This is a genomic window from Pseudomonas sp. PD9R (genome assembly GCF_019200975.1).
Lineage (GTDB): Bacteria > Pseudomonadota > Gammaproteobacteria > Pseudomonadales > Pseudomonadaceae > Aquipseudomonas.
Genome location: NZ_JAHTMR010000001.1, coordinates 669996 through 684153, shown reverse-complemented (window position 1 = coordinate 684153; position 14158 = coordinate 669996). Strand labels below are relative to the sequence as shown.

Sequence of the window (14158 nt, the reverse complement as noted above, 5' to 3'; positions counted from 1 at the left end):
AGCCGATACCGGTTTATCGATGGACCCCTCTGCGGCGATGTTTACGCCGATTCATAAAGTTTCCATCAGCGAAAACTTGCGAAAAGCGACAGTCAGCTAAGCTTAGTGCAGCTTATTGCCCACGATGCTCGCGACGGCAGTTTTTGGTTTTTTCTGGAGAGCGTCTGCAACGGCTATTTCAGACAAACCAAACTCTTTGCGCAGGACTGCCGTGATGCCCGAGCCTTTCCTCAGTTTTGACGAACTCAAACGTGCTGCCACTTCCGGCGAGATCGATACCGTGCTGGTGTGCATGGTCGACATGCAGGGACGGCTGGTCGGCAAGCGATTCCAGGTCGAGTTTTTCATCGACAGCGGCCATGAAGAAACTCACTGCTGCAACTACCTGCTGGCCGACGACATCGACATGGAGCCGGTGCCGGGTTACGCCGCCGCCAGTTGGAGCAAAGGCTACGGCGACTTCGTGCTCAAGCCCGATATGAGCACTTTGCGCAAAGTGCCTTGGCTTGAGTGCACGGCGCTGGTGCTCTGCGATGTGCTCGACCATCACCATCGCAAAGATCTGCCACACAGCCCACGGGCGATTCTGAAAAAACAGGTCGAGCGCCTGCGCGAGCGCGGCTACACCGGCATGTTCGCCTCGGAACTGGAGTTCTATCTGTTCGACGAGAGTTACGAGGCCATCCACAAGCGCAACTACCACAAGCCGAAAACCGCCGGCCATTACATCGAGGATTACAACATCCTCCAGACCACCCGCGAAGAGCCGGTACTGCGGGCTATTCGCAAGCATCTTCAGGCATCCGGCATTCCCGTGGAAAACTCCAAGGGCGAATGGGGACCTGGCCAGGAAGAAATCAACATCCGTTACGCCGACGCCATGACCATGGCTGACCACCACGTCATCATCAAACACGCCTGCAAAGAAATCGCGCAACTGCAAGGCAAGGCGATCACGTTCATGGCCAAGTGGCGCTATGACGCGGCCGGGTCCAGCAGCCATATCCACAATTCGCTGTGGGACAAGAACGCTAAAAAACCGCTGTTTTACGACGCCAAGGCCGAGTTCGGCATGTCGAAACTAATGCGTGCCTGGGTCGCCGGACAACTCAAATACGCCAACGACATCACCTGCTTTCTCGCGCCGTACATCAACTCCTACAAACGCTTTCAGGCCGGCACCTTTGCCCCGACCCGGGCGGTGTGGAGCCGCGACAATCGCACCGCAGGCTTTCGTCTGTGTGCCGAAGGCAGCAAATCCATTCGCATTGAATGCCGCATTGGCGGGGCTGACCTCAACCCCTATCTGGCTTTCGCTGCATTGATTGCGGCAGGCCTGGCCGGTGTCGACGAGAAGCTTGAGCTTGCACCGCCCTTCGAAGGCGATGCGTACATCGACGAACAGTTGCCGGAAGTCTCCAAGACCCTGCGTGAGGCGAGTGCCGCACTCAAGGGCTCAAGCATGTTGCGTGAGGCATTCGGCGATGAAGTGATCGACCACTACGTACACACCGCCGAATGGGAACAGAAGGAGTACGACCGGCGGATCACCGACTGGGAACTGCAACGCGGCTTTGAGCGCTATTGAGACCGAGCTTATGACTTCTAAGATTCAGCTCATTTCACCGGTTGATGGCCGGGTTTACGCCGAACGTCAGACCGCCGATCCGGCGCAGATCGAGCAGGCACTGGCCGCTGCGTCGGCCGCTCAGGCACAGTGGAAGCGTCGGCCTCTGAGCGAACGCGCGGCTTTTTGCAGTGCTGCGGTGGACGCGATGCTGGCCATGAAGGCCGAAATCGTGCCGGAACTGGCCTGGCAAATGGGTCGCCCGGTGCGCTTTGGCGCGGGCGAGCTGCGCGGCTTTGAAGAGCGTGCCCGGCATATGATCGCCATTGCGCCTGACGCGCTGGCCGCGCTTGAACCGACGCCGGTCGCCGGCTTTCGTCGATTTATCAAACGTGAACCGCTGGGTACGGTGCTGGTGGTCGCCCCTTGGAATTACCCCTACCTGACAGCGGTCAACACGATCATTCCGGCGTTGATGGCGGGCAATAGCGTCATCCTCAAACACGCTTCGCAAACGCTGCTAGTCGGGGAGCGTTTTGCCGAGGCTTTTCGCCGCGCCAACCTGCCCGAAGGGTTGTTCCAGAACCTGGTGCTCAATCATGTCTGGACCACAGCGATCATCACCTCTGGTCAGGTGCAGCAGGTGAATTTCACCGGTTCGGTCGCCGGTGGGGAGGCTATGGAAAACGCCGCCTCGGGGCATTTCCTCGGCATGGGCCTGGAGCTCGGTGGCAAAGACCCGGCTTATGTCCGCGCAGATGCCAACCTCGAACACGCCGTGGAAAACCTGGTGGATGGCAGCTTCTTCAACTCCGGGCAGAGCTGCTGCGCCGTGGAACGCATCTATGTCGATCAAACAATCTACCCGCTGTTTGTCGAACGCTTCGCCGCCTTGACCCGTCAGTACGTGCTGGGCAACCCGCTGGACGAAGCGACCACGCTCGGTCCGCTGGTGAATCCGGGGGCCGCTGACTTCGTGCGCGGCCAGATCGCCGAAGCGCTGAAAATGGGCGCAACGGCACTGATCGATTCGCAGGCGTTCGCTGCTGACGTGCCGGCCAGCGCTTACCTCGCGCCGCAGGTGTTGGTCGATGTCAGCCATCAAATGTCGGTCATGCGCGATGAAAGCTTTGGCCCGGTGGTCGGCATCATGCCGGTGAGTGGCGACGACGAGGCCATCGCCTTGATGAATGACAGTGAGTTCGGCCTCAGTGCGTCGATCTGGACCCAAGACCTTGCCGCCGCCGAGCATCTGGGCAACCAGATCGACACCGGCACCGTGTTCATGAATCGCTGCGATTACCTCGACCCGGCGCTGGCCTGGACCGGGGTGAAAAACAGCGGACGCGGCGTCACCCTGTCGCGCCTGGGTTATGAACACCTGACCCGCGCCAAATCCTTCCATTTACGCCACGAGATCTGAGCCATGAGCCTGACTGGAAACTGGAGCTACCCCACGAGCATTCGCTTCGGCGTCGGGCGCATCAGCGAGCTAGCCGATGTCTGTCGCAGCCAGGGTATCCAGCGACCGTTGCTGGTCACCGACAGTGGCCTGGGGCGCGCGCCGATCACCACCGCCGCGCTCGACTCCCTGCGCGATGCGGGTTTGGGCGCAGCGCTGTTTTGCGACCTCAAGCCCAACCCGGTCGAAGCCAATCTGGCAGGCGGGCTCGACGCCTGGCGTGCCGGCAAGCACGACGGCGTGATTGCCTTTGGCGGTGGCAGTGGCCTGGACATGGGCAAGCTCATCGCGTTCATGAGTGGCCAGACCCGCCCGGTCTGGGATTTCGAAGACATCGGTGATTATTGGACCCGCGCCGATGAAAGCAAAATTGCTCCCGTTATTGCGGTGCCGACCACTGCGGGCACCGGTTCTGAAGTGGGCCGCGCAGCGGTGATCATCGACGAGGCAACCCACACCAAACGCATCATCTTCCACCCGAAAATGATGCCGCGCGTGGTCATCAGCGATCCGGCACTGACCGTCGGCATGCCGTCGAAAGTCACCGCCGGTACTGGCATGGATGCGTTGGCGCACTGCCTGGAAGCGTACTGTGCCCCGGGCTTTCATCCCTTGGCCGATGGCATCGCCGTGGAAGGCATGCGCCTGGTGACCAGTGCGCTGGTGCGCGCCGTGCACACCCCTTCCGACCTCGATGCCCGCGCGCAAATGCTGGCGGCTGCGGCGATGGGCGCCACCGCGTTCCAGAAAGGCCTGGGCGGGATGCACGCCCTCGCCCATCCGATCGGTGCGCTGTACGACACCCATCACGGCATGACCAACGCGACCTTGATGCCCTATGTGCTCAAGTTCAATCGCCCGGCCATTGAAGAACGCATCACGCGCCTGGCGGCTTATTTGCGTCTGCCCTCGCCGGGCTTCGACAGCTTCCTGGCCTTCATCCTCAAATTGCGCAAAGACATCGCCGTGCCGCACACGCTGTTCGAACTGGGGGTGGATGACAAGCAGGCCGATCTGATCGCCGACATGGCGGTCGTCGATCCGTCCGCCGGCGGCAACCCGCTGCCATTGACCCGGGCTGGCGCAGCAGAAATTTTCGACGCGGCTTTCCACGGCCGCCTGTAGGAGCCGAGTTTGCTCGCGATGGACTCAAGGACGACGCGTTTATTCAGGAAGCACGCGTCATCGTAACGTCCATCGCGAGCAAGCTCGGCTCCTACAGAATGGTAGAAACGGCAACGCGCCGCATGGACAGGTTGTATCGGTTGGAACAGGAGCAGTACGACAAGGGGTTGAAGCCATCCCTTCCGGCAACCCGGAGGGGCGCGTATCAAAACCTGAAGGGGCACACAGCATGAACCCAGCAAGCCAGCCCGGCGCCGACGCGCCGCACGACGATGACGTCAAGGTGCTGCACAGCATGGGCTACGCCCAGCAGCTATCGCGACGAATGGGCGTTTTCTCCAACTTTGCGATTTCCTTTTCGATCATCTGCATCCTCTCGGGCGGCATCAACTCACTCGCCCAGGGCACTTCGGGTGCGGGCGGTGCGGCGATCGGCATCGGTTGGCCGATCGGTTGCCTGATCTCCGGGGTGTTCGCCCTGGCCATGGCACAGATTTCCTCGGCCTACCCCACCGCGGGCGGCCTGTATCACTGGGGCTCGATTCTCGGCAATCGCTTTACTGGCTGGCTGACAGCCTGGTTCAACCTGCTGGGACTGGTCACGGTGCTCGGCGCGATCAACGTCGGCACCTATTACTTTTTCTTCGGTGCCTTCGGCCCGGCACTGGGCATGGAGGACACCACCACCGTCAGGGTGATTTTCCTGGCTGTCCTGACCGGCCTGCAGGCGCTGTGCAACCATCTGGGGATCGGCCTGACAGCGAAACTCACGGACTTCTCGGGCTATCTGATTTTCGCCACCGCGCTGGCGCTGACCATCGTCTGCCTGATTTCGGCCCCCAGTTATGAGTTCGCCCGGTTGGTGACCTTTGCCAACTATTCCGGCGACGCCGGCGGCGGCGTCTGGCCCCAGGCCTCGAACGGCTGGATTTTCATGCTTGGCCTGCTGCTGCCGATCTACACCATCACCGGCTATGACGCCTCTGCGCACACCTCCGAGGAAACCCGCAACGCGGCCATGTCCGTGCCCCGGGGCATGGTCATGTCGGTGGTCTGGTCGTTGCTGTTCGGCTGGGTGATGCTCAGCGCGTTCGTGCTGATGCTGCCGAATATGGATGAAGCGGCCAAGCAAGGCTGGAACGTGTTTTTCTGGGCCATGAACACGCAGGTCAGCCCGGGGATCAAGGAAGCGCTTTACGTGGCTATTTTCGTTTCGCAGATTCTCTGCGGATTGGCGACCGTGACCTCGGTTTCGCGCATGATCTTCGCCTTCTCCCGTGACGGCGGCCTGCCGTGTTCGAAAGCACTGTCGTCGGTCTCGCCGACCTTTCGCAGCCCGGTGGCGGCGATCTGGACCGGTGCCACCCTCGCCGTATTGTTCGACTGGGGATCGTCGGTGATTTCGGTCGGTGCCACGCCGGTTTATACGATCGTGGTGTCCTGCACGGTGATCTTCCTGTTCTTCTCCTTCATCATCCCCATCGTGCTGGGCCTGTTTGCCTACGGAACCTCGAAGTGGCCGGCCATGGGTCCGTGGAACATCGGGCGTTTCTGGTACTCGGTGTTCGCTCTGCTCTCGGTCGTGTCGATGGTGATTATTTTCATCATCGGCATCCAGCCACCCAACGATTGGGCGCTGTACATCACCATTGGTTTTCTGGTGCTGACGGCTATCGTCTGGTTCGGCTTTGAAGCGCGACGCTTCCAGGGCCCGCCGATAGGCGACGTGATTCTCAAGCGCCAGGCTGAGATTGCGGCGGCTGAAGCGGCGTTGGATAAACGCGCCGGAGGTTGAGTGCTATAGCCATGCGAACACGAACTTGTAGGAGCGAGCTTGCTCGCGATAGCGGCGGGTCAGTCAACATTGATGTTGAATGTTTTGCCGCCATCGCGAGCAGGCCCGCTCCCACAGGTTTTGTGTTTTAACCGATCGGTATCAGCGCCCGGTTCTCCGTTTTCTTCGGGTTTCGTCTACCCTCACAAGGCGCCTGTTCAGCCTTCAGCGTGCCGCAGGCGCATCGACATTCTTGCGTTACCAAAACGGAGAACTTCCATGCTCAAGCGCACCCTGGCAATGGCCGTCGGCTTGACCCTGTCTGCTTGCACCCTGCTGGCGCAAGCCGCCGAGACCCTGAAAGTCAGCGCCATTCCCGATGAAGCCCCCACCGAACTGCTGCGCAAGTTCAAGCCCTTGGGCGCTTATCTGGAACAGCAATTGGGCATGAAGGTCGAGTTCGTGCCGGTCAGCGACTACCCGGCCGTGGTCGAGGCCCTGGCCACCGATCGCATCGACATGGCCTGGCTGGGTGGTTTCACGTTTGTGCAGGCACGCCTGAAAACCGGCAATGCCATTCCGTTGGTACAGCGTGAACAGGATGCCCAGTTCACCAGCAAATTCATCACCGCCGACCCGAACGTCAAATCCCTCGCCGACCTCAAGGGCAAATCCTTTGCCTTCGGCTCGGTGTCCTCCACGTCGGGCAGCTTGATGCCGCGTTATTTCATGCTCAAGGACGGCATCAAACCTGAAACTTACTTCAGTCGCGTTGGCTACTCGGGTGCCCATGACGCCACCGTTGCCTGGGTCCAGGCCGGCAAGGTCGACGCCGGGGTGCTGAATGCCAGCGTCTGGGAAAAACTGGTCGCCGCCGGCAAGGTCGACACCACCAAGGTCAGGGTCTTTGAAACCACCCCGGCCTACTACGACTACAACTGGACTGTGCGCGGGACGCTCGACCCGGCGCTCGCCGAAAAGATCAAGGCGGCCTTCCTCAAACTTGACCCGGCCAACCCTAAAGACAAGGAGATTCTCGATCTGCAGGCCGCCACGCGCTTCATCGAAACCAAGCCTGAAAACTACACGGGCATCGAGGAAGCCGCACGCGCCGCCGACCTGCTCAAATGACCTTGCGTCTGAGCGGCGTCAGCCTTACCCACGCCAATGGCGTCCAGGCGTTGCGTAGCCTGGACCTGCACATCGGCGCCAATGAACAGGTCGCCATCATCGGCCCATCCGGCGCGGGTAAGTCGAGCCTGCTCAACCTGCTGGCCACCGCCCTGCGTCCGAGTGGCGGTGAGTTGCAAGTGCTGGGCGAGCACGCATGGCAATTGTCTGCCCGCCAGCGTCAGCGTTTACGTGCGCGTATCGGCCTGGTGCATCAAGCACCTCCGCTGCCGCCACGCCAGCGTGTGGTGACTGCGGTGCTCGCCGGGAAAATTGGTCAGTGGGGATTGGGCAAAAGCCTGCTCAACCTGCTGCATCCACTGGATATTCCGGGCGCACACGCGGCATTGAGCAGGCTGGACCTGAACGACAAGTTGTTCGCCCAGTGCCAGCAACTGTCCGGCGGTCAGCTACAGCGCGTTGGCATTGCCCGCGTGTTGTATCAGGCACCCGAAGTATTGCTGGCCGATGAACCGGTGTCGGCGATGGACCCGGTGTTGGCCGAGCACACGCTTTCTGTCCTGTGCCGGCACGCCCGGGAGCACAACGTCACCCTGGTCGCCAGCCTGCATGCGGTGGAACTGGCCTTGGCGCACTTTTCACGGATTATCGGTTTGCGTGACGGGCAGATCCTGTTCGACCTACCCGCCGACAAAGTCGACCGCGAACGGCTCGACAAGCTCTATGCCAACGAACAACTGCATTCCTCACCACCGCCTTCGACGCCCTTGCACGTGCAGATTCCCCGATGCTGACGCGCAATACCCGCGATCCCGCCGCCCTGCCCCGTCTGCTGCTCAGCCTGCTGGCGATTGTCCTGCTATGGCCAGGCATTCACTTCAGCGAGTTGGACTTGAGCGTACTGGTGGCGGGTGATAGCCGGAGCGAAATTGGCCGGTTCGTTTCGGCGTTTTGGCCACCGGCCCATGACAAGGAATTCATTGACCTGCTATTGCAAGCGACCCTGCAGACGCTGGCCATCGCCACGGCCGGCATGGCACTGGCGTTGCTCTTGGCAGTGCCTGCAAGCCTGTTGGCCAGTCGGGCGCTGTCGCTATCAGCCGCTTCCCGTGGCGGTCGTCCGGGTTACTGGGGCCAACTGCTGCGCTGGCCGGTGCGCGGCGTGCTGATCTTCCTGCGCAGCGTGCCGGAAATCGTCTGGGCCTTGCTGTTTGTACGCGCGGTCGGACTCGGCCCGACAGCTGGTGTGCTGGCCATCGCGATTACCTACAGCGGCATGCTGGGCAAGGTCTACGCGGAAATTTTCGAATCGGTCGACCAGCGTCCAGCCCACGCCTTGCTGCAAGCAGGCAGTGGTCGGCTCGCCGCTTTTTGCTACGGAATTCTGCCCAATGTCGCGGCGGAACTGCTGTCGTACACGGTGTACCGCTGGGAATGCGCAATCCGCGCCTCGGTAGTGATGGGTTTCGTCGGTGCCGGTGGTCTGGGCCAGCAAATGGACCTGTCATTGCGCATGTTCGCCAGCGGCGAAGTCGCCAGCCTGTTGCTGACCTTCCTCGTGCTGGTGCTGTTTGCCGATCAACTCAGTCGCCTGCTGCGCTGGAGGCTGACATGAATCGCCTGATCAATCTGGCGCTGCTCCTCGGCATCGTCGCCGCGATCGTGGCCTCGTTTGTCTATCTGGGCATCGATCTCGGCGAGTTGGGCGGCAGCAGCAACCTGAAGCAGATGGGCACCTATGCACAGCGATTTCTCAGCCCGGATTTGAGCACAAGTCATCTGCAAGCCATCGGCCATGGCGCGCTGGAAACTATCGCCATGTCTGCCCTTGGCACCCTGCTCGCGGCGGTGTTCGGCCTGCTGTTGGCACTGCCCGCCGCGGGACGATTCGGCTGGCCTTGCAAAAGCGCATCGCGTCTGGTGCTCAACGCCCTGCGTGCGGTGCCGGAACTGGTGTGGGCCGCGTTGATGGTGCTGGCCGCCGGGCTCGGCCCCAATGCCGGCACCCTGGCATTGGCGCTGCACACCACCGGCGTGCTTGGCCGATTGTTCGCCGAAGCGCTGGAAAACACCCCGCCCGAACCGGCCGAGGCGATCCGCTTGCAGGGTGGCAATGCCGTGTGGGCGTTCTGTTACGGCACCCTGCCCAACCTGCTGCCACAGCTGCTGGCCTACATCCTGTACCGCTGGGAGAACAACATCCGCATGGCCAGCGTGCTCGGTTTTGTCGGTGCCGGCGGTTTGGGTCAGATGCTCTATGTCAGCCTCAGCCTGTTCCAGGAAGCGCAGGCCAGCACGGTGATCCTGGCCATGCTGTTGCTGGTGTTCGCCGTTGATTCGTTGAGCAGCTGGAGTCGTCAACGCTGGGTCAAGGCCTGACGTTGCAACGCCTCAAGCCGGGTCGCGATAAAACACATCGTCGGCATACGGATACCACCAGTCCTGAATCTTCGGTTGGTGGTCAATGATGACCATTTTCGAGCGACGGAACGCTTCAAGACCCTGACGCCCCAACTCACGTCCCAGGCCGGACATCTTCCAGCCACCAAACGGCAGCGCGTCATTGTCTATCAGCGGGTTATTGACCCAGACCATCCCGGCCTCCAGACGATCAGCGGCCTCCATGGCTTCGGCAAGATCGGTGGAGAACAACGACGCGCCGAGACCGAATGGCGAATCGTTGGCCCGGCGTACGGCTTCGTCGAAATCGCTGACCCGACAGATCGCCGCTACTGGCCCGAAGCACTCCTCCTGAAGAATCGCCATCTCAGCGGTGACGCCGGTGAGAATGGTCGGCTCATAAAACCAGCCCACGGTGTGCTGCGGCGGTATGCGCCCACCGCAGACCAGCGTCGCGCCTTTGGCCAGTGCGTCGTCAACCAGGCGCATGACTTTATTACGCGCAGCTTCGCTGACCATCGGCCCGATTTCCGTACGCTCCAGGCCATGACCGATACGCAGTGCACGGGTGCGCTCGGCGAACCGTGCGACGAACTCATCGTGAATCTCGTCGACCACGTAGAAGCGTTCAGCCGAGGTGCAGATCTGCCCACTCAGGTGGAACGCGGCGGTCACTGCACCGGCAGCGGCGACTTCAAGCGGTGCGTGTCTGGAGATGATCAACGGATCGCTGCCCCCGGCCTCGATCACGCTGGGTTTCATCTGCTGGGCACAGGCCACTGCCACCGCTTGGCCCGCAGCGACGCTGCCGGTAAAGGCGACGGCGTGAGTACCCGAAGACTTCACCAGTAACTGCGCAGTGGCGGCATCGCCGGGCACGCAAGACATCAGGCCCGGCAACAACGCCCTGAAATGCTCCATGAACTTGAGGGTGCACAAGGTCGTGGCTTCCGCCGGTTTGACGATGCAGGCGTTGCCCGCCGCCAGCGAGGCAGCGACCGTCCAGCACATCAGCAGAATCGGAAAGTTGAACGGCATGATGTGCACGCTGACGCCATACGGCTCATAGCGCACATGCTGGAAGGAGCCGATTTGCGTGGTGCCGGCGACCTTGCCGGCGTCGTCGCGGGCCATTTCCGCGTAGTAGCGGAAGATCGGCGCGCAGTTAGCCAACTCGCCCATGGCTTCCGGAAACGGCTTGCCCATTTCCAGGGTCATCAGGCGCGCGACCTCACGGTTGCAGGCGACGTCCTGCTCAATGGCGTTGGCCAGTTTGTGCAGGATAGCGGCGCGACTTTTGGCATCGACCTGGCGCCACTGTTTTTGTGCGGCAGTCGCGGCATCAATGGCCGCCTGCACGTCGGTTTCGTTGCACAGGCCGACCTGCCCGACCGGTTGCAGGGTCGCCGGGTCCAGCACTTCGCGCACGCGCTCGCTGGTCAGTGGCAGGAACTCGGCGTTGATAAAACGTAAGGCGGTGTCAGTATTGAACGTGGCCATGGGCTGATCCTTGAACCAATCGATAAGGGGTGTCGCGCAACATCGCCAGGGTCTCGGCGGGTAATGGCTCGCGCCAGCCCGGCAGGTGCCGGTCGAGCCATTCGCGCAGCGGCGCCAAGGCTTCGGTGTTCAGCGCTCGAACAAACAGGCCGAGGGTGCGCGGCAGATGAGCCAGGTAACCGTGCTTGCCATCGCGCCCGGCCAGGCGCACGAAAATCCCCAACACCTTGGCGTGACGCTGGGCGGACAGGCGACGGTAATCCTCAAGAAAACGCGGGGCGTCGAGTTCCGGGCGCTGCACCAGATAGTGACTGAGCAACGCCACACGAAGCCCTTCCGAGATGTCGCGACGAGCGTCTTCGAGCAGCGACATCAAGTCATACGCGGCTGCGCCGACCAGTGCGTCCTGAAAGTCCAGCAAACCGCAGGCCGCTACGCCTTCGCGCCCTTCCAGCAGCATCAGGTTGTCGACGTGGAAGTCACGCAGCACCAACGCTTCGCGACGTTGCGCGACATCGACAAAGACATTGCCAAACAGCGCCAGGTACGACTCGCGCAACGCCAGCGCCGGCTCCTTGCCAATCAACAGCGGCGCATACCAATCGATGAACAGCGCGCACTCGTCACTCAATTGTCGAGCGTCATAAGCCGCCAGTTCCGCGCCAGGCGTCGCGCCATGCAATGCCACCAACGTATCCACCGCCAGGCGATACAACTCGCGTTCCGGATGCCCGGCCGCCAGTAACCGGGTATAGGTGTCGTGACCGAAATCTTCGATCAACGCCAACCCGGCTTCTTCGTCGACCTGCTGCAGAGCCGGGGCGGACAAGCCCAGCTGCTGCAATTGCCGGGCAACCTGAACAAACGGGCCAATTGGCTCGCTGTGGGGTGGCGAATCCATCAGCAACAACCCGGCGCCGTCGAGACGGAAATAACGCCGGGTCGAGGCATCCGCCGGCAACGCAACCTGCCGCGCGCCCGCGAAGCCGGCACGTGCCAGAAAGGCTGCGCGCTGGTCTTCACGGGTGGGCAGTGAAGCAAGAGCTTCTGTCATGACAATCACCGGATCATGTAGACCTTTTTTACGGTCTCGTGGACGGTGCACACGCCTTTCCAGTCCTTGCGGAAGAAAGCTGCGGTGTCAGGCTTGATCTCGATCACTTCGCCGGATTCGTGCACGTAGGTGCAGCGGCCTTCGAGGAAATGGCAGAACTCGTCACTGGTGACATGGCAAAACCATTTGCCCGGTGTGCAGATCCACACGCCACATTCGGACTGGCCTTCAGGGCCTTTGTGCAGCACCACGCCAGAGACACGGGACTCACCTTCGAGCATGGTCGGGATCACGCCCCAATCCTTGACGTCAGTGATGCTCAGCGGGTTGTACAGAAACGGGGTAGTCATTGATCTTCTCCAGAAAAAAGTCAGGCTCAACTTGTAGGAGCGAGCTCGCTCGCGAAGAACGTAAGGGCACCGCGTTCATTCAGACAGCCCTCGTCATCGTTAACGCCCATCGCGAGCAAGCTCGCTCCGACAAAGGGCAGGCTCAAGCGAGCATGTAAACGTTGCGCAGGGTTTCGCGGACGTGGCATTCGCCAGTCCAGCCGGCCGGGAACAGCACCAGGGTGTTAGGGCGCACTTCAATCACTTCGCCATTGTCATTACGGTACGTCGCGTCACCCGCGATGAAATGGCACAACTCGTCACGGGGAATCGACAGTCGCCAGCGCCCCGGCGTGCACACCCACAACCCGGTTTCCGGGCTGTTGTTCGGGCCTTTGAACAGCAGGCGTCCGCTGGAGTGCGAGACACCTTCGACGGCGTCGCTCTGCACGCCCCAGTCCACCAGATCGGTGCGGCTGCTGACGTCTTCGAGGTACGGCGTAAAACCCGCCGTGGTGGATTGATCAGGCATCGTTGAGCACCTTGTCGAGAATGGCCGCCGCGTCTGCCGGCCCCTTGCGTGATTGCATCTGCGCGCTGGTGCGCTGCAAGCGTTGGCGCATCGCCTCGTCGTTGAGGCACGCAGCGAGTTTTTCCGCCAGCTGCGCTTCGCTCCAGTCGTAGCGATCGAGTTTGAAACCGTGTCCGCTTTCTTCGGCGCGCATGGCGTTGTCGTGACCGTCCCAGACGTAGGACATGACAATTGCCGGTTTGCCGAAAAACAGGCACTCGGTGAAGCTGTTGTTGCCGCCGTGGTGGATCACCGCATCGACCTGGGCAATCACCGAAGGCTGCGGGAACCAGTTGGAAATCTGCACGTTGTCCGGCAGCTCCGGGTACTCATCGAGGTGCTCGCCGACATTGAACAACGCGCGATACGGCAACTGGCCTACCGCCGTGATCAGGCGCTTGAGCAAGTCGACATCACCAGAACCGAGGCTGCCGAAACTGACGTACAACAGCGGTTTGTCGTTGTGTGCGCGGAACTGCGGAATCTCGTACGCCGTGTCATGCCGCACACAGCCTTGCAGGTAGTGGAAACGCTCGGCCGGCAACGGATGACGGCGTTCGAATTTGACCGCGTCCGGGTACAGCAGCAGGTTCATGTAGGGTGAGGCTTCGAAGAACGTGCCTAGCGGATACGGCTGTTCACCGTGAGCTTGAAGGAACTGGTTGAAGTCTTCGTGGATCGGCCCGACCACCTCTTCAAAGCGCTGGCGAAACTGCGCGTGACCGGCCTTGTCGTCGATGCTCATGCCCGACAGGTGCGGCGGAATGTCCGGGTCTTCGATCTCGTTTTCCGAGCAGGAAATGATCCGCACCCATGGCTTGCCGTATTGCTTGATCGCCGGAAACAGGATCACGTTGTCGACGCAGATCAAATCGGGTTTGACTTTGTCCAGCACCGCTGGCAAGTCCTTTTGCGCCCACTTGGCGGTGTCGACGATGGCCGACCAGCACTCCTTCACGTAGTTGTCGATCTGCTCCAGCGGTGTCTTGCGGAAGTTGGGAATGTGGCCGTTGATGAAGTCGACCCAGTAACGGGCCATTTCTTCGGCCGGCATCGGCGCCGACATGTTGACCATGTGTTCTTCAAAGCCGTACCCGGCATACACCCCGCTCATTCCGGGATCGGTCAGGAACACGGCTTTGTGGCCGAGGGCCTCGCAGGCCTGGGCGATACCGACTGAGTTCAGCGCCGGGCCATAGGCGGCTTCCGGAAAGAAGGCGATCACTTTCTGTTTCATCGAGAGAT

The 14158-nt window shown here is 61.3% G+C and carries 13 protein-coding genes; 8 read left to right on the top strand and 5 right to left on the bottom strand.

Annotated features, from left to right (window positions below; genetic code table 11):
• The first annotated feature begins 214 nt into the window (after positions 1 to 214).
• The 8 genes from KUF73_RS03120 to phnE all read left to right on the top strand — a co-directional run bounded on the left by KUF73_RS03120 (position 215) and on the right by phnE (position 9438).
• Positions 215 to 1588 carry a glutamine synthetase family protein gene (locus KUF73_RS03120; RefSeq protein WP_218436566.1) on the top strand — a complete coding sequence of 458 codons (1374 nt, stop codon included), beginning with the start codon at positions 215 to 217 and terminating at the stop codon, positions 1586 to 1588.
• A gap of 10 nt (positions 1589 to 1598) precedes the next feature.
• Positions 1599 to 2990, top strand: coding sequence for an aldehyde dehydrogenase family protein (locus KUF73_RS03115; protein ID WP_218436565.1), 1392 nt, complete (start codon positions 1599 to 1601; stop codon positions 2988 to 2990).
• Positions 2991 to 2993: 3 nt separating this feature from the next.
• Positions 2994 to 4154 (top strand): iron-containing alcohol dehydrogenase, encoded by a 1161-nt coding sequence (locus KUF73_RS03110; protein ID WP_218436564.1) that lies wholly within the window; start codon positions 2994 to 2996, stop codon positions 4152 to 4154.
• A gap of 229 nt (positions 4155 to 4383) precedes the next feature.
• Positions 4384 to 5949 (top strand): amino acid permease, encoded by a 1566-nt coding sequence (locus KUF73_RS03105; RefSeq protein WP_218436563.1) that lies wholly within the window; start codon positions 4384 to 4386, stop codon positions 5947 to 5949.
• Positions 5950 to 6207: 258 nt separating this feature from the next.
• Positions 6208 to 7059, top strand: coding sequence for a putative selenate ABC transporter substrate-binding protein (locus tag KUF73_RS03100; RefSeq protein ID WP_218436562.1), 852 nt, complete (start codon positions 6208 to 6210; stop codon positions 7057 to 7059).
• Positions 7056 to 7853, top strand: coding sequence for a phosphonate ABC transporter ATP-binding protein (locus KUF73_RS03095; RefSeq protein ID WP_218436561.1), 798 nt, complete (start codon positions 7056 to 7058; stop codon positions 7851 to 7853). Before KUF73_RS03100 ends, KUF73_RS03095 begins: the two co-directional genes overlap by 4 nt.
• Positions 7847 to 8674 (top strand): ABC transporter permease, encoded by an 828-nt coding sequence (locus tag KUF73_RS03090; protein WP_218436560.1) that lies wholly within the window; start codon positions 7847 to 7849, stop codon positions 8672 to 8674. The genes KUF73_RS03095 and KUF73_RS03090 overlap by 7 nt, the downstream gene beginning before the upstream one ends.
• Positions 8671 to 9438 (top strand): phosphonate ABC transporter, permease protein PhnE, encoded by a 768-nt coding sequence (phnE, locus tag KUF73_RS03085; RefSeq protein WP_218436559.1) that lies wholly within the window; start codon positions 8671 to 8673, stop codon positions 9436 to 9438. The genes KUF73_RS03090 and phnE overlap by 4 nt, the downstream gene beginning before the upstream one ends.
• Before the next feature lie 12 nt (positions 9439 to 9450).
• On the opposite strand, the gene KUF73_RS03080 is transcribed toward phnE, so the two are convergent.
• From KUF73_RS03080 to KUF73_RS03060, 5 genes are all read right to left on the bottom strand, one after another.
• The gene (locus KUF73_RS03080) at positions 9451 to 10959 is read right to left on the bottom strand and encodes an aldehyde dehydrogenase (RefSeq protein ID WP_218436558.1); all 1509 of its coding nucleotides are present in this window, start codon (positions 10957 to 10959) and stop codon (positions 9451 to 9453) included.
• Complete coding sequence (locus KUF73_RS03075) at positions 10940 to 12013, bottom strand: aminoglycoside phosphotransferase family protein (RefSeq protein ID WP_218436557.1); 1074 nt, start codon at positions 12011 to 12013, stop codon at positions 10940 to 10942. Before KUF73_RS03075 ends, KUF73_RS03080 begins: the two co-directional genes overlap by 20 nt.
• A gap of 5 nt (positions 12014 to 12018) precedes the next feature.
• Complete coding sequence (locus KUF73_RS03070; protein WP_218436556.1) at positions 12019 to 12363, bottom strand: cupin domain-containing protein; 345 nt, start codon at positions 12361 to 12363, stop codon at positions 12019 to 12021.
• A gap of 142 nt (positions 12364 to 12505) precedes the next feature.
• A complete protein-coding gene (locus KUF73_RS03065; protein ID WP_218436555.1) occupies positions 12506 to 12874 on the bottom strand; it encodes a cupin domain-containing protein in 369 nt (122 codons plus the stop codon).
• A complete protein-coding gene (locus KUF73_RS03060; protein ID WP_218436554.1) occupies positions 12867 to 14150 on the bottom strand; it encodes a glycosyltransferase in 1284 nt (427 codons plus the stop codon). The genes KUF73_RS03065 and KUF73_RS03060 overlap by 8 nt, the downstream gene beginning before the upstream one ends.
• Positions 14151 to 14158 lie beyond the last annotated feature (8 nt).

Coding starts and splice junctions, on each gene's coding strand:
- KUF73_RS03120 (WP_218436566.1), top strand. CDS start 215: ATGCCCGAGCCTTTCCTCAGTTTTGACGAACTCAAACGTGCTGCCACT.
- KUF73_RS03115 (WP_218436565.1), top strand. CDS start 1,599: ATGACTTCTAAGATTCAGCTCATTTCACCGGTTGATGGCCGGGTTTAC.
- KUF73_RS03110 (WP_218436564.1), top strand. CDS start 2,994: ATGAGCCTGACTGGAAACTGGAGCTACCCCACGAGCATTCGCTTCGGC.
- KUF73_RS03105 (WP_218436563.1), top strand. CDS start 4,384: ATGAACCCAGCAAGCCAGCCCGGCGCCGACGCGCCGCACGACGATGAC.
- KUF73_RS03100 (WP_218436562.1), top strand. CDS start 6,208: ATGCTCAAGCGCACCCTGGCAATGGCCGTCGGCTTGACCCTGTCTGCT.
- KUF73_RS03095 (WP_218436561.1), top strand. CDS start 7,056: ATGACCTTGCGTCTGAGCGGCGTCAGCCTTACCCACGCCAATGGCGTC.
- KUF73_RS03090 (WP_218436560.1), top strand. CDS start 7,847: ATGCTGACGCGCAATACCCGCGATCCCGCCGCCCTGCCCCGTCTGCTG.
- phnE (WP_218436559.1), top strand. CDS start 8,671: ATGAATCGCCTGATCAATCTGGCGCTGCTCCTCGGCATCGTCGCCGCG.
- KUF73_RS03080 (WP_218436558.1), bottom strand. CDS start 10,959: ATGGCCACGTTCAATACTGACACCGCCTTACGTTTTATCAACGCCGAG.
- KUF73_RS03075 (WP_218436557.1), bottom strand. CDS start 12,013: ATGACAGAAGCTCTTGCTTCACTGCCCACCCGTGAAGACCAGCGCGCA.
- KUF73_RS03070 (WP_218436556.1), bottom strand. CDS start 12,363: ATGACTACCCCGTTTCTGTACAACCCGCTGAGCATCACTGACGTCAAG.
- KUF73_RS03065 (WP_218436555.1), bottom strand. CDS start 12,874: ATGCCTGATCAATCCACCACGGCGGGTTTTACGCCGTACCTCGAAGAC.
- KUF73_RS03060 (WP_218436554.1), bottom strand. CDS start 14,150: ATGAAACAGAAAGTGATCGCCTTCTTTCCGGAAGCCGCCTATGGCCCG.